This is a genomic window from Clostridium sp. KNHs214, assembly GCF_000744935.1.
Taxonomy (GTDB): domain Bacteria; phylum Bacillota; class Clostridia; order Clostridiales; family Clostridiaceae; genus Haloimpatiens.
The window spans coordinates 307,177-331,261 of sequence record NZ_JQMW01000011.1; the positions used below are offsets into that span (position 1 = coordinate 307,177).

Here is a 24,085-nt window from a genome sequence, read left to right on the forward strand (position 1 = left end):
AAATTAGCCTTATATTGAAACATTTATAGAATATAATCTTTAGATATAACAAAGAAGCTTTAATTAAATAATAGAAACTTATATATAGCACTTTTGTGAAATTTATATTATAGCACTATTTATCATTTAGATAGTAAGCAAAAGAAAGTGAGGAGATAATTTTGTGCGGCTTTGTAGGTTTTTTCACTAATGAAAAAGTTAAAAATACTGATATTGAAAATATAAGGAAGATGAATTCCAAGATACAGCATAGGGGTCCTGATGATGAAGGTATATACTATGGTCATAATATTTTGTTAGTTTTTAGAAGGTTAAGCATAATAGCTTTAGACTCAGGTAAACAGCCTTTTTCCTATAACAATGACAATTACCACATTATTTTTAATGGTGAAATCTATAATTATATTGAATTAAAGGAAAAGCTTATAAATGAAGGTCTAGAGTTTTCTACAGATACAGAAGCAGAAGTTATATTAGCACTCTATAAACACAAGGGTAGAGACTTTGTAAAAGAACTTAGGGGCATGTTTGCCTTTGCCATATGGGATGAAGTTAATAAAAAACTTTTCTGTGCTAGAGATCCTTTTGGTATTAAACCCTTTTATTATATAGATAATGATAATAGCCTTTATTTTGCATCAGAACTTAAAAGTTTCACGGGCATAACTGATAAATATTCTAATGAAATCCGCCAAGATTCACTACATAATTATTTAACCTTTCAGTTTGTCCCTGAACCTAACACCATGTTTAATGATATAAAACTCTTAGAATCAGGATGTATTTTAGAAAAAAGCTTAAATGAAAAAATTAATATTACAAAGTATTGGTATCCTAAGTTTAATCCTATAATTAAAGACACTAACGAAAAAATATCGGAAATAAAAACCGTTTTAGAGAATTCTGTTAAAATACATATGAGAAGCGATGTTCCAGTTGGGTGTTTCCTATCTGGTGGTATTGATTCCACTATAATAGCTTTGCTAGCTAAAAAATTTAATCCTCACATCAAAACTTTTACCATAGGGTTTAATAGAAATGGTTATAGTGAAGTAGATTTAGCTAAAGAAACTGCAGAAGAATTAGAACTTGAAAATATAAGCCGAACCATAGATTGTGATGAATTTATAAAAGACATTGAAAAAATAGTATGGCACATGGATTCGCCAGTGGCAGATCCTTCACTTATACCAATATACTATATTTCAAAAGAAGCCAGAAAACATGTGAAAGTAATACTATCTGGTGAGGGTTCCGATGAACTTTTTGGGGGATATGGAATATATCATGAACCACAATCTTTGAAAATGTTCTCTCACATACCGGCCTCTGTTAAAAGGGCTTTAAAACATATTGCTTATATTTGTCCGGAAGGGGTTAAAGGTAAAAGCTTTATAGAAAGAGGCTGTACTCCTTTAGAAGAACGCTATGTTGGAAATGCTAAGATTTTTAAGGACTATGAGAAAATGGATTTTCTTAAGAATTATAACAAAGCTTTCACATACAATTTGGTTACAAAGCCTCTTTATGAAGCCGCTGTAAATTATGATGACATTACAAAAATGCAATATATAGATATAAATACTTGGCTAAAAGGTGATATTCTCATAAAATCTGATAGAATGTCCATGGCTAATTCCTTAGAATTAAGAGTTCCCTTCCTAGATAAGGAAGTGTTTAAAGTTGCTTCTAGCCTTATGACTTCTGATAAAGTACATAATAGTACCACTAAATATCTTCTTAGGGAAACTTTCAAGGATGATTTGCCTATGGATAATATAATTAGAAAAAAACTAGGATATCCAGTGCCTATCCGCCACTGGCTAAAAAACGAACTTTATTCTTGGGCTGAATCCACTATTAAAAATAGCATGGCAGATGAATATATAAATAAGGAAAATACCTTGAAAATGCTAAAAATACACAAAACTGGTCATATAGATTACAGCAGAAAGCTGTGGACAATAATTACATTTATTTTATGGCATAAAGTGTTTATTGAAGAAGTCAGCTGCGAAGCTAAAGCTATTTAAAGAATATATTGTGACATAATACATTGAAGAAAAATCTAATTTTAATTGCGTAATAAATGTGTAATTTGGGACTGTTCACAATTCCACATTTATTACTACATTAAAATCAGATTTTTAGTTTAATTTGTTTATAGTTGGAGAGAGAAGCCTACTAAAGGAGGATTTTCCTCCACTATGTTACGGAAAATCTTTAATTAAATAAATGGGATAGCAAAAAGCTATAACTGTTCCATTAAATGGAGTAGTTATAGCTTTTCTTTAAGGGCTTAAAAATCTTTTATTGGCCATAGCCAGCCTAAATAAACTCCGCCTGAAAATTAAGAACTGCCACTAAATCATTTTGGGACTAATATAAATCCTTAGTCATCAAATAAAATTTTCTAACAGGCTAACTTTAGCTCGGTAAGTACTTTTTCTATAGGTATATCTTTTTTAACTTGCTCATAAACAAAATATACTAGTTCTTTAGCCGCTAGGCTTTTGATGGATTTATATATTTAGCGAATTCCTTAATTTGCATTGTGATTCCTAATGGAGAAATTTTTTATTTTATGAGTTTATTGAAATGTAAATTTAAATAGTTAATGCGATTTCTATCAATGAGACTATCGTCCCACTTTAAGTGACTCAAAATCTATATATTGAGCTACTAATTTTAGCAGTTAGTATATGTTCTGAGATTTTAAGTAAAGACTTTGTGCCATCTAAATTTATTAATCCATTAATAATAGTGATTACATGATGAAATTGTGGCTTATTCATTCCATAGTTTACATCATTTAAGTAATTGTAAAGTTCATCATTAATGGATATAATATTATTAAATTTATTTGGCATACTGACCACCTCCAGGTAATATTTGTGTTGTAACTTATATTTAACACGGAAAAAGTCAGTGTACCATATTTATTTTTTGGTAATAGTACCAATTCAACTTTTTATTTTGCAGAATTAAAGTAATTAATTTATGAATAAGTAACAAGAGAACAGTTAGTAAAAGTTAGAGTCCTTCAAAAAGTTCAGCTTTGCTGAATTTTCACCACAACTATTACTTTTTAGCTATTACCTATTACTTATCTACAAGTTCTTATTTATCCAACAATTAAAGTTATATATTATTATATATAAATCCTAATCATACCTACATATTTACGCTGGCTACCGCCCAATAAAAGATTTTTAAAGCGCTAAAGAGAAAAGGAGCTGTTGCACTAAGAATAAATTCTACAATATATTGTTTTAACTTTAAACTTCCAAAACAATATATTGCATGTGAATTCCTTAATGCAACAGCTCCCTTTTTCATTTTATGCATGAACTGAAAAATCTGTCTTTAAGGTAACAATAAATATATTTTCTTAGACTATTGAGCTAGCCTTAGAAATTCTTTGTTTTGAAATTTCAATACCCGTTAAGAAGCTTTCATGTTTGAGCGCCGTCAGAAGCGAGTTTGAAAGCTTTAGGGTATTGAAATTTGAAAACATTAGAATTTCTTGGCGTATTGCGAGTAGTCTAAGAAAATATATTTATTCTGGACTTAAAGACAGATTTTTCTTATTGCACTTGCTTCACAATTTTCTTATGATGCTAACTGTAAAAATTCATCCATAGTTATAGAATATTGAATTTCCTTTGGTAATTCCTTATCCTCTGTAAAACCTAATTTTTTAAACGCCCTTTGAGAACGTCTATTTTTATAATTAATTTTAGCCACCACTTCATCAACTCTCCATTGAAAAAATGCATGTTTTAATCCTTCAAATATTGCATTAGTGCCTAATCCCTTGCCCCACTTTTCCTTATCGCCAATTACTATTACCATTTCTGCTGCACTGCTTTTAGGAACAAGTCTTAAAAAGCCAACAGGCTCTTCTTCCTTAGTAGTTACCATAAAAAAACTTCCATCTTGATTAAATAAATGAGTTAAAATTGGCATGTTAACTCTGTATATTACTTGTTCAATACTCTTACTAACATTTTGTCTTTCATTTAAATATTGCGTAACTTCATAATCTTTTAGCCAATCTACGATCATCCAAGCATCTGATTTAAACACTTCCTGACGCAATTGCACCTTACCATTCATTTTGCATACCTGTTGTATAAAATCTACTAAAAGCTAATATTTAGAGATTTATTCCTTATTCAACGCAACCTGTTTCGTCATAAGACTACTCCAGTTTGATATGTTGCTCCAAAGGCTTAAATTCCTGCACAACGCACAGTACATATACAAGTTTACGTTTAAGTGTAATATCTTGTATTTACTTATTTTGCTTGGTTGTCGCTAACTACTTACGCAAGTAGTCTTATTCATACACTAACCCCCTCTAGGTTTTACCCTATGATTACACCACTTTCGCAATGTATGGGATTCACAATAGCTAATTAATATTATACACAAAATAAGATAAAATATACATGTGAATTTATATTACATTCCGTTATATTTTGGTAGATTTAATACAACAGTTCACCTCCTCCATAAAATAATAAAACCCTACTTAGGGATTTTCTTACATCTCAGTGGGTTTTAAATCAAATATATGTAAGGCGTGTAAGCCTCAATCTTTTATATCAAATACTGTATTGTACTGTCAATGGCTGGAATTTACCTCTACTAAGGTTTATTTAAAAATGGAAGTTAAAAAGTGCCTTTCCCTTAGTTTTGCTCCCTAATCTAACTACACTCCATTAAATCCAAATTAATTGAAAAAAAAGTTAGTTAATTAACATTTTCGTAAGAAATTCTTCATTTTTATAGTATGCATTTTGTAATATGTTTCCTTTAATATTAAATTATAATATTAATTTAACTTAAACTGCTCGAACCACAAGTTTTTACACTAAATTCTATAAACAAAGTACTAAAATAGCTAATCCATATATGGATATTATATCACTGATATTTAAGGAGGTTATTATGGAAGGCATGTGCAATGATAATCAAATTTACAAGAGAAAAAAATTAAAAAAACGAAATATTAAGATTAATAGATTTAAATACAAAATAATGTTCCTCACCCTGCTTATTATCATCCTCCTAATTTATTTTTCAAGTAATTTAATGAATGATAAAAATTACAATTATAAATTAGGTAAAAAAATATATACATCAATGAATGATAAACAAAATAGAACAAAGGCCTATGTCAGCGCTGTATATCTCAATGGCGGCTATTCTGAAAATACCTGCGTATATTTTTTAGCTGAGGTTTTAAGAATGAGTGGCGAAAAAATTGATGTTAGTGTTTGTAATACTGCTAAAATTTTAGATATAATGAAAAGGGACGGCTGGAAAATAGAAAGAAATTATAAAAAGTTAAAGCCAGGAGATATTTGCTTTACTACTGATGAATTATTGAATAAGAATGGAACTCCAACCCACACCTATATATTTATGGGATGGAAAAAAGAAGGAAATTATGATTATGCCTATATTTGTGACAATCAAGCTAAAGATTATAATGGCAAAATATATCATTTAAGAAACATAACAAAAGCAGAAAAGATGGGTAAAAACGTTAAGGAACCTTTTAGCTTTTTTATGTATAAAAAATAATTTCTATACTTATTATATACATTTAAAACAGTAAAGCTAGTGATTGTGCACTAATAGCTGTCGATTGCACTCTAACCACTAAACAGGCTGATACTAAAATATACTAATACGGGGGGATGGACGTGGAGGACACTTATAATGTACTTGTAGTGGATGATGAAAAAGAAATTAGGGATGCTATTGAAGTATACTTAAGAAGTATGGAAAACATAAAAATAATAAAAGCAGCGGATGGATTAGATGCTTTAGATGCTCTAGAAAATAATGAGGTTCACGTAATACTTTTAGATATAATGATGCCTAAATTGGATGGCATACGAACCTGCATGAAGATAAGAGAAAAAAGAAATATCCCTATTATAATGTTATCTGCTAAAAGTGAGGATACAGATAAAATTTTGGGACTAAATATAGGCGCTGATGACTATATAACTAAGCCCTTTAATCCATTGGAGCTAGTGGCAAGGGTAAAATCTCAACTCAGGAGATATATAAATTTTGGGAATTTCCCTAAAAACTCTAATGATCAAATAGTTATAGATGGACTAGTCATAAATAAAACAAGACATGAGGTTACTGTTGATGGAAGCTCTGTAAAGCTTACCCCTATAGAATACGATATACTTCTGCTTTTAGCTGAAAACCGAGGCAGGGTTTTCCCTTCTAATGAAATATATGAAAGGGTTTGGAATGAGCCTTCCTTTAAGACAGAAAATACCGTATCAGTGCATATACGAAGGCTTAGAAAAAAAATCGAAATAAATCCTAAAGAGCCTAGATATGTAAAGGTGGTGTGGGGAGTTGGATACAAAATTGAAAAATAAGCTCCTAAATAACTCAAGTTTGTGCAATTTTCTAGAAAGATTTATACTTATTTTATTTATAGCGCTTATAATTCTTTTTACTATAATAAATTCCAATATGTCTTCTATTCACTATAAAAAAGAAGACATTAATTCTACAGAAAGTTCTTTAACGCAAATAAATTCAAAAATTGATACTGTAAAAAACTATGAAAAGGGTAAAATAGATATTAATTTGATAGATTTCAACGCCTGGATGCTACATTGCGCAACACCTAGTAATTTATCTGTTTATAAAAAAACCAATAATTTGAGAATACTCTCTGAAAAATCTCAAGAAGAACTTACTAAATTAAGCAAAAATTTAAAACCTACATGGGCTGGAAATGATTATAGTCGATTAGTAAAGTTTATAGTAATTGATAAAAACAAGCTTACATTTATCACTAACGATATGGATAATATAGATTTTATTAAAAACAATGTTAAAGCATTTTCTCAAGAAGATGGTCAGTTTTATAATTATGTTTCCAGTAAAGGCAAGTGGTACAATTTGTCCTATAATTCTTCTTCGGCACCTGCACACAACTATGATGATTCAAATTCTAACAATTCAAATATTATTATACACAACCCTGGAAATTTTGTTGAGGCATATTGGTTTCCAATAGACTATGAATATTCTAGAGAAGATAACTTATTACTTGAAAAATTATTTAATGAATCCAAACAAAATTTAACTTCTCAAGTAACTTCTTTAAAATCCAACATTGTAAGAATGAAAAATGATATAACTAAAGCTAAAGTAGCAATAGTTATTTGTTGCATTTTAATTTTTATAATTTTGTTTGCTCTTTATTGTTTAGGAAAAACCCGCATTCTTAGGGGCATAAAAAATAACTTCTTATGGAGAGCTGCAAAATCTATAGATAATAAATTTCAAAATAAAGGTGTTATTTTTAAAGTTACATTTTTTGTTCTATCCACTGTATTTACATTCTTTATATACCTTATTAGCCTATTTGCTTTAAATTCAAGTATTATAGGATTATTAGTTTTATTTATACCTTGGACATTTATATATTTTATATTTATATTGCCTAGGATGATTAAATTTTTGAAATATCTAAATGATATAATAAAGGGCTCAGACAACATAACCAGTGGAAATTTAAATTATCTTATTCCTGAAAAGGGAGATAAATCTCTCAAAAAATTAGCTCATAATATAAATAAAATTAATAAGGGATTTAAGGTGTCCATTGAGGATAAAATAAAAAACGAACGATTAAAAAGTCAGCTAGTAGCCAATGTATCCCATGATTTAAAAACTCCGCTTACTTCTATAATAAATTCAACCGATATATTATTAAGAGAAGATATTTCAGTGGAAGAAAGAGAAGAATATTTGAAAATTCTCCATAGAAAAAGCCTAAAACTAAAAAAACTTATAGAAGATTTATTTCAAATATCAAAAATTAACAGTGGTAAAGTGGAATTAAACAAGGAAAATGTGGATGTTTTAGAGCTAGTGAATCAATCCATAGCTGAATACTCTGATACAGACATCTACAATAATAAGAACTTAAATTTTATTATAAGGCCTTTTAAAGAAAATATAGAAATGAATTTAGATGGAAATAAAATGTCTAGAGTTTTTGAAAATATAATTAATAACACCCTAAAGTATTCTTTGAAAGATACTCGGGTCTATGTGGATATTGAGCCTCTAAATAGTAGCAATTCCCTTAATCATAATGGACATAGCAATACTGGTGGCATTGTCAATGATTATAGTAACTCTAGTAATTACAATACTAATAATACTACCAATAATACCACCAATAATACTACTACCAATAATACCAATAACAATATTAACAATAATACTACTACCAATAACAATAATGATAATAATGCCAATAATTCTATTGGCAATGAAGACACTAAAAATAATTCTAATGCATTTGGCGGAATTAAAATAATCTTTAAAAATATCTCCTCTACCGCATTAGATTTTGACAAAGAAGAAATCTTCGAAAGATTTACCAGAGGGGATGAATCCAGAAATTCACATATAGATGGCAATGGATTAGGTCTTGCTATAGCTAAAAGCATAGTAGAGCTGCATGGAGGAAAAATGTATGTGGATTTTGATGGTGACCTTTTTAAATCTATAATTGAACTTTATTAGAGTATTTTACTTACTAATTTTGTAATAAAATAAAAGCTATACTCCATGGGGAATATAGCTTTTATTTTATATATTAAACGCATATGCCAGTTACAAGATACATTATATACATTAAACATATTAGACATATTAGACACAAATCGGCATAATTCGGTATAATTCGGTAGGTGCCTGGCACCTTATTAATAATAAAGGCTTTCTGTTGGATACTCTGCGTCACAAGTTATATCAATGCCAAGTCTTCTGAAGGTTTGCTCATCATTTGTGCTTATGATTGTAGTAGAGTGAGCCTGACAACCTTTTAGCATGGATAGTTTTTCCATAGCCACTTGTGCAGTTGGATTTGTTGCTGCGCATATGCTAAGAGCAATTAAAACTTCCTCACAAGTTAAAGCAGTGTTTTTAATACCTAGAGTTTTTGATTTTAGGTTTATTATAGGTTCAAGTATAACTGGAGAAATAAGGTGAATTTCATCAGATATATTAGCTAGGTGTTTAACAGCATTTAAAATTACCGCTGCTGTTCCATCCATTACATTTGAACCCTTACCAGTAAGTATTGTGCCATCATTAAGTTCTAATGCTACTGCTGGACAAATTTCATTTTTATGAGATTTCTCCTTTAATTCAGCTGAACGCATTCTTGCAGGTATAACAACTTTTCTATCTTCTTGTTTTAAATTAAGTTCTTCCATAATAAGTTTAACTCTTTGCATAGTTTCCTTATCTGTATAACCTTTTTTATATTCGCATCCAGTTTTGAAATATCTTCTTATTATCTCCTGCTTAGAAGCTTCTTTTACAACCTCGTCATCAGTAATTCCAAAGCCTACTCTATTTACCCCCATATCTGTTGGTGATTTATATATAGACTCTTCACCTGTTATCTTCTCTATAATTCTTTTAAGCACAGGAAAAGTTTCAATATCTCTATTGTAGTTTACAGCTACTTTATTATAAGCATCAAAATGGAATGAATCGATCATGTTTACATCTTTAAGATCTGCTGTAGCAGCTTCATAAGCTATATTTAAAGGATGCTTTAATGGAACATTCCATACTGGGAAGGTTTCAAATTTTGAATACCCTGCCACGTTCCCCCTTTTATATTCATGGTAAAGCTGACTTAAACATGTAGCTAATTTACCACTACCTGGACCTGGAGCTGTTACTACAACTATAGGCTTTGAAGTTTCAATATATGGATTTTTACCATATCCTTCATCGCTTACAATTGTGTCTACATCTGTAGGGTATCCCTTAGTAGCTCTATGTTTATATACTTTTATACCTCTACGCTCTAATCTATTTATAAAAACAGTAGTTGCTGGTTGTCCATCGTATCTAGTAATAACAACACTATTTACCTCTAAATCATAGGATCTTAAATCGTCAATAAGTCTTAAAACATCCATATCATAAGTGATTCCGAAATCACCTCTTATCTTATTTCTTTCGATATCTCCAGCATATACACAAATAACTATTTCAACTTTTTCTTTTAATTTGTGTAGAAGTTTTATTTTTGCATTTTCATCAAATCCAGGTAAAACTCTCTTTGCATGAAGATCAAATAGAAGTTTTCCTCCAAATTCTATGTACAATTTGTCATAGTTGTTAACTCTTTCCAAGATATACTTTGATTGTTCTTCTAAATACTTTTTGTGATCAAATCCTATACGCATGTTTACGCTTCACCATCCTAAAATAATTTTATAAGTTTAAATAATGCCTTTAACAAAAATAAATATATTTAGCCTTATTGTAGTTTCTAATGTAATTTCTATAGTAGAAACTAATTAATAAGAATAAATATATTTTAATTAACCAATTGATTATAATTCCTATTGTTATAGTGATACATAAATTAATAAGAATGCAACATTCCTGAATAATATATAAAATTTTGTATCCAAATTAAGGATACATAAATTAAAAAGAATAAACAGATTTTAATGAAGAATTTCTAATAGATTCTCTAATAAAAATTCTAATAGATTTTAAAATATAAAATACAAATATTAACTCAATAAATTTCTTTGACATTTCATTATTGCATAGTTTTCTCATAATGTAAATAGCATTTAGGCAGTAAATATAATATATAAATTTTCTTTATTTTCGAAAAAAACCCTTTAAGCTTATCATATATGACTTAGGGTTTATTAATGCCATAAAATATTTTATAATTATAGAAATTTTCTATAATCAACTATTGATCAAAAATTAATACCCCCAAATTTTAACTTGAGAGTATTACCTTATAAATTATAATTTTTTTCATTATATTTTTTCATTATACGATTAATCCACAATAAGCATTACATTACCTGAATTATGAAATTTCTCAAATTAAATTTATTGTTCCCAGCTCTTATGCAAGGCATGGAGGAGAAATTTCATAATTCCATCCCATTGTACCTTTTTGTGGTTTAATCATTATACTTTTTTCATTTTTTCTATTCAGCAATAAACTCTATTAAATCCTTTGCTAGTTTACCAATACGTGCCAAAGAATAAACATCATATCCCTTTTCTTTTAATTTATCACGTCCTGGTTGAAATGATTTTTCGACAACAATGCCAATACCAGAAACTTCTGCTCCTGCCTGTTCTACTAATCTTGCAGCACCTAAAGCAGCCTCTCCATTAGCCAAAAAATCATCTATAACTAGTATCTTATCTTCTGCTGTTATATATTTTTTTGACAAGGTTAGTTCATAATCTACTCCTTTAGTAAAAGAGTGAATTGTAGTTTGATATACATCATCTTTTAAAATCTTTGACGATTGCTTTTTTAAAGTTACCATAGGCAAATTCATCTGCATAGCAGTCATAACCGCAGGAGCAATGCCTGAACTTTCTATTGTAAATACTTTTGTAATACCCTTATCCTGAAAATAGTTTTTAAAATAAGTTCCCATTTGATACATTAATTGTGGATCTACTTGATGATTCAAGAAAGAATCAACCTTTAATACATTTTCATTTAATGCATGCCCTTCTTGTAAAATTTTCTTATGCAAAATCTCCATTTGTATATCTCCTCTATTCTATATCTCGTGTAGCTTAGGCTATATTTCACTAGCTTATGGCTTTGCCTTATGTGAAACTCACCCTCCACTTGCTTACGCTGAAGTGGGGGCTTACTGGTTAAAATATGGCACTGTCTCATGTATCCTATGGTTACACGGAACTATTTTATTTGCTAATATGTGAACTGCATCCCACTTACTTCGTTGAAGTGGGGGCTTCGTGTTAAAAATGTACCTAATCTCTTTCCTTCAATAACACATTCAATATGAGTGCCACTATAGTTCCAGTAGAAATCCCTGAGGAAAAAATCATCTTCAAGCCTTCTGGTAATTTACCTATAAATTCTGGTCTAAAAGTAACTCCCAATCCTAGCCCAATAGCTGTGGCAATTATTAATAAATTACGGTTATTTATCTTCACTTTGCTTAAAGTTTGAATTCCCGCTGCTGCTACTGTTCCAAACATAACAATTCCAACGCCTCCAAGCACTGGTTGTGGCATTATATTAATAAGTGCTGCAACTTTAGGGAATAACCCCAAAAATATTAGAAGTATTCCAGCAGTCATGGTTACATGACGACTAGCTACTTTTGTTAATGGAATTAATCCAATATTTTGACTAAAAGACGTATTAGGAAGTCCTCCAAAAAATCCTGCAATCATGCTACCTACTCCATCTGATAAAACACCAGCTCCAACTCGCTTTTCATCTTCTTTTAATCCTGAAACTTCCAATATAGCTTTAAGACATCCTACTGTTCCTATAATAGTTACAAAATATGCTGGAATAAATGGAAGTAAACATTTTATATTAAAATTAACACCATATGCAAAAATATTAGGCATAGATACCCAACTTGCTTCAGCTACTGATGAGAAATCTATCATATTCATAGGTATACAAATAATATATCCCAAAACCATACCAATTAGTATAGATGCACTGCTCGTAAGTCCCCTTCCATAATGGTTTAAAAGTAGTGTAACTATCATTATGAATAGAGCTATAGAAATATTTTTTAAGCTTCCATAGTTAGGAGACCCAACCCCTCCTGCGGCCCAATCTATAGAAACAGGTAATAAAGTTAGTCCAATTAAACATACTACTGTACCTGTTACTACTGGAGGAAATAATTTCATTAAAGGCTTAATAAAAAAACTTAGCATAATAACTATAACTGCACCTAAAATGGTACCACCAAAAATACCTGCTAGTCCATATTGAGAACCTACAGCAATGGCTGGTGCCACAAAAGTAAAGTCTGTTCCCATTATACAAGCAACACGAGCTCCCACTGGACCTATTCCCTTAGATTGAATAACAGTGGCAACCCCTGCCATTAAAATTGCAGCACTAATTAGAGCTGTGGATATTTTAGCATCCAATCCCAATGCTCCTGAAATAACTATAGGTACTACAATAATTCCACCAAAGGCTGCGAATATATGCTGGAATCCTAGTAGAATCTGAGCTGGAATCTTAGGTTTATCATCAACTCCATAGTTCAACTGCACTTGAGCTTCATTGTTTTTCATATTCTTTTTTACTCCTCTCTTGTTAAAAATACTTATATTAAAAATATTTTCTATCATACAAGGAGCTTCGTAATGGATATGATTAAAGTCATATAATTATTTATATAAAACATAGCTATATAACAAATTTATAAGGCAAATTTGTAAAACAAAAAACACCTCAATATACATATAATATATGAGGTGTTGATTTTAAAATAAACAGATATAAATTCCATCTAATTATTAAAAAACAATACCCCGTAGTCTGCTAATTTACGGTTAGCAGGTAGAAACTTTCGGTCCATATTACCGATGATATACGAGCTTTCTGTATGATATACTGCATTATATCATATTTTTTTAATAATCATATGGTAAAATATTAATGTTATGAGAATATTGCGAAGCAATACATTGAAGAAAAATCTGATTTTAATTCCGTAATAAATGTGGAATTTGGGACTGTTCACAATACGCCAAGAACTTCTAAATGTCTCACAGTTAAAGCCCCTAAAGCTTTCAAACTCACTCGTTCCTCGTTCAAACATGAAAGTTTCTTAACGGGTCTTTAACTGTGAGACATAAGAAGTTCTAAGGCTAGTTCAATAGTCCCAAATTCCACATTTATTACTACATTAAAATCAGATTTTTAGTTTAATATGTATGTGGTTTTAGAGTAGAAGCCTACTAAGGGATGATTTTCCTCCTCTTCGCTATGGAAAATCTTTAATTCATAAAATAAATATAAAGGTGCTCATAATATTTTTTAGGCGAAGCCTTTCGTTTAGTCTCTAATTAATAGTTACAAATATTATTTTGACTAATCGTGAAATATAATTGTTAACTTTGATTGTGTACTAGTAAATAATTGATTATAAAAATGCATTAATGTGTAATAATTAATATATTTTGCCTTAAGGCATTAATTTGTATAAATCTTAAATTTGTAGGGTAGACCAGGTAAAAGGTAATAAGTTAGAAGTAAGAGCTCTTGAAAAAATTCAGCAAAGCTGAATTTTCACCATAACTATTACTTCTTAGCTATTACCTATTACTTATCTACAAGTTCTTATTTATCTAACAATTAAAGATTTTCCGTAACGTAGTGGAGAAAAATCATCCTTTAGTAGGCTGTCTCTCCCATAAGTAATGTACATATGAACCAAAAAATCTGTCTTTAAGGTAACAATAAATATATTTTTTTAGACTATTGAGCTAGCCTTAGAAATTCTTTGTTTTCAAATTTCAATACCCGTTAAGAAGCTTTCATGTTTGAGCGCCGTTAGAAGCGAGTTTGAAAGCTTTAGGGTATTAAAATTTGAAAACATTAGAATTTCTTGGCGTATTGCGAACAGTCTAATAAAATATATTTATTGTGGACTTAAAGACAGATTTTTCTTGCAACACTTGCTTCGTAATATATTCTTTTGTTGATTTACTTTGTTCTGTAGTGAGTGTGAAGTAGCTCATGCGCTATGTGGCTATTTGGTTTCTCGAAAAACTCATCATAAGCCTGTTTTATCATTGGATTTTCATGAGACTTTCTTATGATTTTATTGGAGTCTACGGAATATATACATTCCATCCTCTTCTTAACTATTTCAGTATCGCACTTACTGTATGGTTGTCCTGCACCATTTATACATCCGCCTGGACATGCCATGATTTCTACAAAATGATATTTTGATTTTCCCTCTTTTATATCATCCATAATTTTTCTAGCATTACCTAGTGAACTAGCTACTGCTATATTTACATCTTTTCCGTTTAAACTTATAGTAGTTTCCTTTATACCTTTAAGACCTCTTACATCTTTAAAGTCTACATTTTCTAAAGTTTCACCAGTTACCCATTCATAAGCAGTTCTTAAAGCAGCTTCCATAACACCGCCAGTAGTGCCAAATATAGAACCAGCTCCAGTAGATTCTCCTAATGGGTTATCGAATTCTGCATCTTTTAAATTTTTTAAATCTATACCAGATTCTTTTAACATTTGTGAAAATTCTCTTGTGGTAATTACTATGTCCACATCTTTCATTCCTTCTCTGGCCATTTCTTCTCTATTAGCTTCATACTTTTTAGCAGTACATGGCATTATAGAAACTACCACTACATCCTTAGAATCTATGCCTAACTTTTTAGGTAAATAAGTTTTTGCCATAGCACCAAAAATTTGTTGTGGTGACTTACAGCTAGATAAGAATCTTGTGTTTTCTGGATACTGATTTTCCACAAAATTAACCCATGCTGGACAGCAGCTGGTCATAAGCGGAAGATTTTCACCTTTAGTAAATCTTTCTATGAACTCAGTAGCCTCTTCCATAATAGTCATATCTGCTGCAAAGTTTGTATCATAAACTCCATTAAAGCCCATTTTCTTTAATGCTGCTACCATCTTAGGAGTTATATTAACGCCAGCTTCAATATTAAATTCTTCTCCTAATGCAACTCTTACTGCTGGAGCCACTTGAACTACCACATGTTTATTCTTATCATCTAATAAAGGCCATATTTTATCGTAATCTCTCTCTTCACTTAAAGCTCCTGTAGGACAAACCGCAACACATTGTCCACAATAAGTGCAGTTAGTGTCTACTAAAGGTTCATTAAAAAAGGTTGATACTACCGAATTAAATCCTCTATCAATTTCAGTTAAGACATTAATTTTCTGAACCTCATTACACATGGTAACACATCTTCTACACAAAATACATTTATCCATATCCCTAACTATTACCTTTGAAGATCTATCTATTTCATATTCTGATATCTCACCTTGAAATCTATTTTTTCTTATACCTAAATCTGCTGCTATTTTTTGAAGTTCGCATTTTCCATTTCTTTCACACTGCAAACAATCATTGGGATGATCAGATAATAAAAGCTCCACTATAGTTCTTCTAGCCTTAATAGCTCTTGGTGAATGAGTTTTAATAACCATTCCTTCTGTAGCTTCTACAGAACAAGATGGAATTAATTTGCCTTTTCCCTCCTGCTCAACTACACAAACTCTACAAGTTCCTTTACAATTTCTGGTTTTACCATTATTCATATACATATGACAAAGAGTAGGTATATTTATGTTTAATTTCTTAGCTGCATCTAATACGGAGGTGCCTTTTTCCACTTCTACTCTTTCACCATCTATAACTAAATTAATCATATCCATTTTTCTTCCCTCCCTACGCTACTCAATTGTTATAGCCTTAACTGGACATGCATTATAACAAGCTCCACATTTTATGCATATCTCTTTATCTATTACATGCTTTTCTTTGACACTACCCTGTATAGCTCCTACCGGACAAGTTCTAGCACATTTTGTGCATCCTATACATTTATCTGTAATTTTGTAAGCCAAAAGTTTTTTACAAACTTTAGCTGGACATGTTTTATTATTCACGTGAGCTTCATATTCATCTCTAAAATACTGTAATGTACTTAGCACTGGATTTGGAGCTGATACTCCTAAACCACAAAGTGAAGTGTCTCTTATGACTTTGCAAAGTTCCTCCATATTATCCAAGTCCTCTTCTGAGGCTTTGCCTTCAGTAACTCTATTTAATAATTCTAATAGTCTCTTATTTCCTACTCTACAAGGTGTACATTTACCACAGGACTCATCTACAGTAAATTCCAAATAGAATTTTGCCACATCAACCATACAGTTATCCTCATCAAGAACAATCATTCCACCAGAACCCATCATAGAACCTATTTCTGTTAAAGTATCATATTCAATAGGTATATCTATAAATGAATTAGGTATACATCCACCAGATGGTCCTCCAGTTTGCACAGCTTTTAGTTCTTTACCGTCTTTTATTCCTCCACCTATTTCATATATAATTTCCTTTAGAGATATTCCCATAGGCACTTCTACAAGTCCTACATTATTTATTTTACCTGCCAATGAAAACACCTTAGTTCCAGCAGATTTAGCTGTTCCTATGGAACTATACCAAGCTGCTCCTTTATTGATTATAGGCGCAATATTTGCAAAGGTCTCTACATTATTTACACAAGTAGGTCTTTTCCACAAACCTTTCTCAGAAGTACGAGGTGGCTTCATGGTTGGTTCTCCTCTTTGTCCCTCTATGGAGTGAATAAGTGCTGTAGCTTCTCCACAAACAAATGCTCCTGCACCATATTTTATTTCTATACTAAAGTCAAAACCTGTACCTAATATGTTTTCTCCTAAAAGCCCTGCTTCTTCAGCATGACTTATAGCTATTCTTAATCTGTGAACAGCTAAAGGATATTCTGCTCTTATATATATATATCCCTTATTAGAACCTGTAGCATATCCGCAAATAGCCATAGCTTCTAATACACTATGAGGATCTCCTTCTAATATGGCTCTATCCATGAAAGCACCTGGGTCGCCTTCATCAGCATTACATATAACATATTTAATGTCGCCTTTAGCTCTTAGGGCAGTTTGCCATTTCCTACCTGTAGGGAATCCTCCGCCCCCTCTTCCTCTTAATCCTGAATCTGTTACTTCTTTTACAGTCTCCTCAGGTGTCATTTCAGTAAGCACCTTCCCAAGAGCGGTATAAGCTCCTGAAGCGAGAACTTCTTCAAAATTTTCTGGGTCTATTACACCACAATTTCTTAACGCAATTTTTACCTGTTTTTTATAAAAAGGAATGTCTTTTTTGTTTCTTACTTTTTTCTTAGTTTCAGGTTCATCATATAAAAGTCTCTCTACTACTTTCCCTCCAACTATATGACTTTTAATAATTTCTCCTGCATCTTCAGGTGAAACCTTAACATAAAACACATTATCAGGAACTACCTCTATCACAGGTCCTTCTGAACAGAATCCAAAACACCCAGTCATTATAACCTTGGTACTTTCTTCCATCCCTGCCTTTTTTATTTCCTCATTTAACTTTTCTATTATCTTATGTGAATTAGCTGATTTACATCCTGGACCACCGCATACTAATATTTGTCTTTCTTTAATTTCCTTGCTCTCTTTGATGTCACTACCTTCTTGGTTATATCTCAAACTAACGATTTTGCTATATTGCTCTTTTATTTGTAGCAATTTATTATAGTCTACTATTCTCTCCATAACTATTTATCACTCCTTTAGCCCTTCTAAAACAGTTTCTACTTGTTCCTTCTTAAAATAACCATGAACTTCATCATTCACAAGTACCACTGGAGCTATAGAACAAGCTCCTACACATCTCAATACATCTAGAGTAAAAAGCCCATCTTCTGTGGTCTCTCCTTCTTTTATTCCAAGCTTTTGCTTGAACTCCTCAAGAATTTCTCCTGCTCCTCTAACAAAACAAGCTGTACCTGTACACACACTAATAACATACTTGCCCTTAGGTACAGTAGTAAAAAATGAATAAAAGGTTACTACCCCGTATACTTTTGAAGCAGGTATTTCCAATTTATCAGCAATAAACTGTTGAACCTCCTTACTCAAATATCCATAAAGTCCCTGTGCCTTATGCAATACAGCTATTAACGCCGCTTCTTTATTATCTTGTTTTTGTATAAATTCTTCTAATTCCTTAAATTTTGAACAGTTATTACAGCCTGTACACAATTTATATCCCATCCTTCCACTATCCTTGAATTTAAATTGTCTGTGCTAAAATACACTCTTAATAAATTAGTTATACATATTCGTCATAAATTCACCATTAGTAGTTTTACTATTTAATGTCTTATTAATTATTAATTTCATTAGCTTCATAGCTTTAAATTAAAAATTTGAATTAAAGCTTAAAAATTAATTCTCAATTCACTGTTTGATAAGTTATTAACAATCTCTTCTTATCATTTCTTTAACTTTTACCATATTTTTATATACCTATATGGCCTTTTTCAATTATATCATTTTTCTAAATATTTGTTAATATAATTTTTTCCCCTTTAAAGATTCATATTATGTACATGATTAAATAGAATTTTTTTTGGTATATTCTAGTATTAAAATAGATATTTCTTTAACACTCATTTTGAATGTTCAAATCAACACTTAAGTCAAAATTCCCATTTATGCCCTTATAACTGTTTATTTTCTATAGATAACTGTTATAGTATTTACTATAGTCAAAACATAGCAATATGATAATATTCATTTATTATTTAAAATATTGTACTATATAATTTCATTATGTATATTTATTATTTTTGCAATTTATAAATGCATTAGTTTCACAAAGTATCATTTTTCCTCGAAATTTTAAATAACCGATACAAGACCATTTTATGTAAACTATTTAAAATTAAGATATTTATATGTTAATTTTTTATCATTTTTCCTCGAAAAAAATAAAATAGAAAAATCATAGAAAACATGGATAAAAAATAAAATGGGATAGTTAAAATTCTTTAACTATCCCATTAATTTATTTTTTTACCTTTTTAAAACAAACCGTTATTTTCTTCTCTTTTTCTTTTTAAAATAGATCATACTTTACTTTTATTCTTTCTAACTTTTCTATCATAGGCTGAGAAATAAAAAATAAAAATACAACCGTTGCAAAAGCATGTACTAAGTCAAAGGGAATCCCTGTTGCGTAAGTAGATAATAGGGCTTTTAGCGTAAATCTAGGCATTATCATAGTTATGGCACATATATTCATTATTCCACCGTATATCAAAAATGTTGATAATCCTCCAAAAATACATAGAATAATGCGATTACTTTTTAGTCTTCCTTTTTTGAATACAATTCCTGCAATGAATCCAATTATACCAAAGCTAAACATTTGCCATGGGGTCCATGGACCTTGTCCAAAGAAAAAATTTGATACAAGGCCAGCCATAGCTCCTGTTAAAAATCCCTCTTCTGGGCCAAAACAAACACCCGTTATTATAACAATTGCCACCACTGGTTTAAATTGAGGCAACATAAAAAATGCCATTCTTCCAACAACAGCTATAGCTGCCATGGTAGCAATTAGTATAAGTTCTCTAGGTTGAGGTTTCCTTTTTTCAAATTTCATAAAAAATGGTATCATGGTATAAATAACTATCATTATACTAATAAAAAAATATTTTCTATCGTTTAATTTGTATATACCAAAAATAATAGTTAACGGTATAAGTATTACTATTATAAAAAATGTTATTAATTTTTGTATATTAAATTTGGGCACCTTTTTCTTTATATTACTGTTACTTGTACCGTTATTCTCTGTATTACTACTATTTATATCATCACTACTATTCTCTGTATATTCAACACCGCTATTTGTATAACTGCTACTATTTCCATATCCACTCTCATTTTTAGAACTATCACTATTTCCATAACTATCATCATTAGTGTAACTACTGCCATTAGCATAACTACTGCGATTATTTGTATTGCCGGTATTATTTATACCATCTGCTGACATATGGATATCACCTCTTCGTAGCTGCTAACATCATCTAATATTCCTCTTGTCAGACGATTTAATGATGTGGTGTAAAAACTATTATTTCTAAAAAACTTTTTAGGTATATCTGTTGAAACTATATTTCCATTAAAAAGCATAGAACACCTATCCGAATATTTAGCGCAAAAATCCAAATCATGTGAAACGATTATAATGGTAACTCCATCTTGTCTCAACTTTTTAATTATTTCCCCTAGTTTGTATTTAAAGAAGCTATCCAAAGCCTTAGTAGGTTCATCTAAAAGTAAAACCTTAGGACTAAGCATTAAGATTTTTGCCATAGCTACTATTTGTTGTTCCCCACCACTTAAATCATAGGGATGTCTCTTTAAAAGTGACTCTATGCCAAAATAATCTATTATTTCTTGAAATTTTTCATTTATCTTAGCTTTTTTAATTCCTCTACCTTTTAGTACTTCTTTTAAATCTAATTCAACTGTTTTTTTAACAAATAGTGCCTGTGGATTTTGAGGCATTAAAACTATTTCACTGTTAGCAAGTATGCTTTCTCTCTTTTTAAATACATCTAATTCATTATATTTTACAGTACCTCTATATGGCTGACATAATCCAGCTACTAACCTTAAAGTAGTGGTTTTACCTGTACCATTACCACCTACTATAGAATAAATTTCTCCCTCATTTACCTGTAATGATAAATCCCTAATTATATCATCACCTTTTTTTTCATACCTAAACCATACCTCTTTTAAGTTTATTAAGGATTTTACATTAGAAACCTCTGGTATCGGTATCGGTGTAGATTTAGTTGTGGTTGCAGCTACATCACATGTATTCTTATCTAAGTTATTATCTTTTAGGTATGAGCTAAGCCATTTTCTACCTTCTTTTATAGTAACAGGATTTCCATTACTACCTAAAGTTACAGCCAACCTCATTGGTATTGGAAGAGCATTAAACATAGCCTCATTTTCACCATAAATAATTGAACCAATTTTATTTGGAACAGTATCTGCTACAATTTTTCCTTCATCCATTACTATCACTCTATCAGACAATGGTAATACATCATCTAAATGGTGTTCTACTATTATTATAGTAGTACCAAGTTCTATATTAATTCTTTTAATGGTATTTAAAAAATCTACTGTAGCTATAGGATCTAACTGTGACGTAGGTTCATCTAATAGTAGCATATCTGGCTGCATAACCATTATAGAAGCTAAGTTCAAAAGCTGTTTTTGTCCCCCAGATAATTCTGTAACTGATTTTGTAAACCAAGTTTGTATTCCAAAAAATGAGGCCATTTCAGCTACTCTTGAGCGTATGGTATTTGTGTCATATCCAAGACTTTCTAGTCCAAAAGCCAATTCATGCCATACTTTATCAGTAACTACTTGGTTATCTGGATTTTGTAGTACATACCCTATACTACTAGCTTCACTACGTAAATCTATAGATTTTATATTTTTACCCTTATATAATATATTTCCCTTTACAGTACCTGCAGGAGTTAAAGCTGGTTTTAGATGCCTTAGAAGTGTTGATTTTCCACATCCTGATCTACCACATATGGTTATAAAATCTCCACTTTCTACTGAAAAATTAATGTCATTTAAAGCATTTTCATTGCTACCTGAATAGGCAAATGTTAAATTGTTGACCTTAAGCGTTTCCATACCATGTCCTCCCTTACATTTACTATCACTGGAAAAATGCACAATAAAGTATATGATATATAAAACAAAACACTTACTATGGATATACTTTTGTATTTTATCATAGGAAAAAACATTATTGTGTTAAATCCTAAATATGCTCCAATTAATATAATTAATATATTTAAAGTTATGTAGATTAAACATTTCTTATCTCTAGAATCAAATCTATACAAAGAGAAGCTAGTTCTACCCTTTAATCCATATCCTCTAGCTTTCATAGAATCTGATGTTTCAATACCATTTTCAAGGGCCCAAGTTATCATTATAGATATTACTTTTACACCATTTCTTATCATACTGAAAATAGTACCTTGGGAAGCCCCCCTTCCAATAGATTTTTGTCCTTCTTCCACTACCTTTAGTTGAGCTTTGAATTTAGGCACAAATCTTAGTGTCATAGACAGCACTAGGGATAGTGCTGGTATAATGCGACCAAATAAATACATGAACTTATCTGATGTCATAACTTTATGGTAACAAGAAAACCATATAAGTACTGATACAAACATTATACCTGCACCTACTCCAAATGCCATTGATTCTAAGGTTATTCCATGATCATTAAAAAAAAACAATGTAGTTACTCCTTGGTGAACAAATACTGGATTTAGTATAGCTATAGCTAATCCTATACACAAAGAAGAAAGCAAATTGAATTTTACTGCCTTACTGCCTCCTAAATACACTGAATATATAAAACTACATATCAATGATATTACAAGAAAAGCAGGATGCATAAAAAACATTGAAAATAGAATAACCGCAGTAAAATACGTAAAATTAATTATAGGATGTAATCTTGAAAATGCATCACACATTATTTATCACCTATCCATTCACATCCTACATCTCTTCCTAAGTCACATGTGTATTCCCATTCTATATTATCTCCAGGTTTAAGAAGATATCTGCTACATCCATAGTTTGGAAACCATCCATTTACTTTGTACATCCAACCACTTAAAGGTCCACAGTCAAATTCATATAAGTTATGAATTCCTTTAATATAAACACTGTTATACATTGGGGTAAACTCAAAATCCATGTGTATTCTGTTTCTTGCCATTTCCCTTGAAAGTACGTTGTACACAGATTCTCCCTCATAATACACGGCTCTTCTTCTCTTGTATATTACTCCATCACGTGGAACCATACATTCTTTTCCTTTACGTAAATCTTCCATATTATCTAATATAGTATTACATCTTACAGATAAAATGCAGTAATGTGCTCTACTAGGATCTATCTTTACATCTTGAGGTTCAACAGGCGTTGGCATTCCCTTAGGAGTAGGGTCTGTCATATATTTATCTTTTTTATTAGAATCTGTATGCTTATTAGCCTCTGCAACTAACCTAGCATAATTACTATCACTAGTACTTACCCCTGAAGTTGGCTTTTGAACTAAACTTCTATCTACTTTATTTGGATCATCTTTTTTAAATTTAGGTCTTACTTTACTTTTTTTTGATGACTTATGGTTTGAAGCTGACTTACTATCTGCTGCTTTACTAGTTGTTCCTTTACTAGTTACAGCTTTACTAGCCTCACTTTTACTTTTCTCTTCAGCCTTTTCCTTCTCTTTGTCAACTGGTTTTGATTTACTCTCTGGATCTTGTTTACTCTCTTCTGGAACACTGGAAACTTCAGATTTTCCTTTTTCCGCTACTTGAACAATTTTAGAAGCATTTTCAGCATGCTCATCTGGCGTTTCTACCTTAGCGCGAACCCACGTCACACTTATACACATAAATACTGCAGCCACAAAAGCTACTATAGACAATCTCTTTTTTGTCATTGTATTTTTTTTCATTAACATTTCACCTACTTTGACAATTT

15 protein-coding genes, 2 pseudogenes and 1 riboswitch are annotated in these 24,085 nt (G+C 30.7%); of the genes and pseudogenes, 5 read left to right on the plus strand and 12 right to left on the minus strand.

Translation table 11 applies throughout. The features are described 5' to 3' along the window. Positions 1-161 precede the first annotated feature (161 nt). Complete coding sequence (gene asnB / locus CC89_RS10090; protein WP_035291812.1) at positions 162-2,033, plus strand: asparagine synthase (glutamine-hydrolyzing); 1,872 nt, start codon at positions 162-164, stop codon at positions 2,031-2,033. A gap of 627 nt (positions 2,034-2,660) precedes the next feature. Here the strand turns inward: asnB and CC89_RS10095 are convergent. Continuing rightward, positions 2,661-2,870, minus strand: coding sequence for a hypothetical protein (locus CC89_RS10095; protein ID WP_035291814.1), 210 nt, complete (start codon positions 2,868-2,870; stop codon positions 2,661-2,663). Positions 2,871-3,612: 742 nt separating this feature from the next. Next, positions 3,613-4,119 carry a GNAT family N-acetyltransferase gene (locus CC89_RS10100; RefSeq protein ID WP_035291816.1) on the minus strand — a complete coding sequence of 169 codons (507 nt, stop codon included), beginning with the start codon at positions 4,117-4,119 and terminating at the stop codon, positions 3,613-3,615. Positions 4,120-4,956: 837 nt separating this feature from the next. Here CC89_RS10100 and CC89_RS10105 point away from each other — a divergent pair. The 4 genes and pseudogenes from CC89_RS10105 to CC89_RS21510 form a co-directional block, all read left to right on the plus strand. Beyond that, a complete protein-coding gene (locus CC89_RS10105; RefSeq protein ID WP_286161337.1) occupies positions 4,957-5,595 on the plus strand; it encodes a hypothetical protein in 639 nt (212 codons plus the stop codon). Positions 5,596-5,717: 122 nt separating this feature from the next. Beyond that, positions 5,718-6,419 carry a response regulator transcription factor gene (locus CC89_RS10110; protein ID WP_286161338.1) on the plus strand — a complete coding sequence of 234 codons (702 nt, stop codon included), beginning with the start codon at positions 5,718-5,720 and terminating at the stop codon, positions 6,417-6,419. A gap of 1,084 nt (positions 6,420-7,503) precedes the next feature. Continuing rightward, positions 7,504-7,875, plus strand: a pseudogene (locus tag CC89_RS21505) (sensor histidine kinase); the annotation flags it as partial. Positions 7,876-8,424: 549 nt separating this feature from the next. Continuing rightward, a pseudogene (locus CC89_RS21510) lies at positions 8,425-8,541 on the plus strand (ATP-binding protein); the annotation flags it as partial. Positions 8,542-8,774: 233 nt separating this feature from the next. Here CC89_RS21510 and CC89_RS10120 read toward each other — a convergent pair. The 10 genes from CC89_RS10120 to CC89_RS10165 all read right to left on the minus strand — a co-directional run bounded on the left by CC89_RS10120 (position 8,775) and on the right by CC89_RS10165 (position 24,059). Beyond that, the gene (locus CC89_RS10120) at positions 8,775-10,277 is read right to left on the minus strand and encodes a DUF1846 domain-containing protein (protein WP_035291819.1); all 1,503 of its coding nucleotides are present in this window, start codon (positions 10,275-10,277) and stop codon (positions 8,775-8,777) included. A 774-nt stretch (positions 10,278-11,051) separates the two neighbouring features. Continuing rightward, positions 11,052-11,627, minus strand: coding sequence for a xanthine phosphoribosyltransferase (locus CC89_RS10125; protein ID WP_035291820.1), 576 nt, complete (start codon positions 11,625-11,627; stop codon positions 11,052-11,054). A gap of 235 nt (positions 11,628-11,862) precedes the next feature. Then, on the minus strand, positions 11,863-13,164 hold the full coding sequence (locus CC89_RS10130; RefSeq protein WP_035293515.1) for a nucleobase:cation symporter-2 family protein: 1,302 nt from the start codon (positions 13,162-13,164) through the stop codon (positions 11,863-11,865). A 223-nt stretch (positions 13,165-13,387) separates the two neighbouring features. Then, a riboswitch (purine riboswitch) is annotated at positions 13,388-13,489 on the minus strand. Between the two features lie 1,092 nt (positions 13,490-14,581). Then, positions 14,582-16,315 carry an NADH-dependent [FeFe] hydrogenase, group A6 gene (locus CC89_RS10135; RefSeq protein WP_035291822.1) on the minus strand — a complete coding sequence of 578 codons (1,734 nt, stop codon included), beginning with the start codon at positions 16,313-16,315 and terminating at the stop codon, positions 14,582-14,584. Between the two features lie 18 nt (positions 16,316-16,333). Continuing rightward, positions 16,334-18,229, minus strand: coding sequence for an NADH-quinone oxidoreductase subunit NuoF (locus CC89_RS10140; RefSeq protein WP_035291824.1), 1,896 nt, complete (start codon positions 18,227-18,229; stop codon positions 16,334-16,336). A gap of 9 nt (positions 18,230-18,238) precedes the next feature. After that, a complete protein-coding gene (gene nuoE / locus CC89_RS10145; protein ID WP_035293517.1) occupies positions 18,239-18,718 on the minus strand; it encodes an NADH-quinone oxidoreductase subunit NuoE in 480 nt (159 codons plus the stop codon). A gap of 859 nt (positions 18,719-19,577) precedes the next feature. Next, complete coding sequence (locus tag CC89_RS10150; RefSeq protein ID WP_081897029.1) at positions 19,578-20,522, minus strand: ECF transporter S component; 945 nt, start codon at positions 20,520-20,522, stop codon at positions 19,578-19,580. Further along, positions 20,504-22,204 (minus strand): ABC transporter ATP-binding protein, encoded by a 1,701-nt coding sequence (locus tag CC89_RS10155; protein WP_035291826.1) that lies wholly within the window; start codon positions 22,202-22,204, stop codon positions 20,504-20,506. The genes CC89_RS10150 and CC89_RS10155 overlap by 19 nt, the downstream gene beginning before the upstream one ends. Continuing rightward, positions 22,177-23,064 carry an energy-coupling factor transporter transmembrane component T gene (locus CC89_RS10160; RefSeq protein WP_035291828.1) on the minus strand — a complete coding sequence of 296 codons (888 nt, stop codon included), beginning with the start codon at positions 23,062-23,064 and terminating at the stop codon, positions 22,177-22,179. Before CC89_RS10160 ends, CC89_RS10155 begins: the two co-directional genes overlap by 28 nt. Continuing rightward, entirely contained in the window at positions 23,064-24,059 is a 996-nt protein-coding gene (locus CC89_RS10165; RefSeq protein WP_051931702.1) for a DUF4430 domain-containing protein, read from the minus strand. The genes CC89_RS10160 and CC89_RS10165 overlap by 1 nt, the downstream gene beginning before the upstream one ends. Between the last annotated feature and the right edge of the window lie 26 nt (positions 24,060-24,085).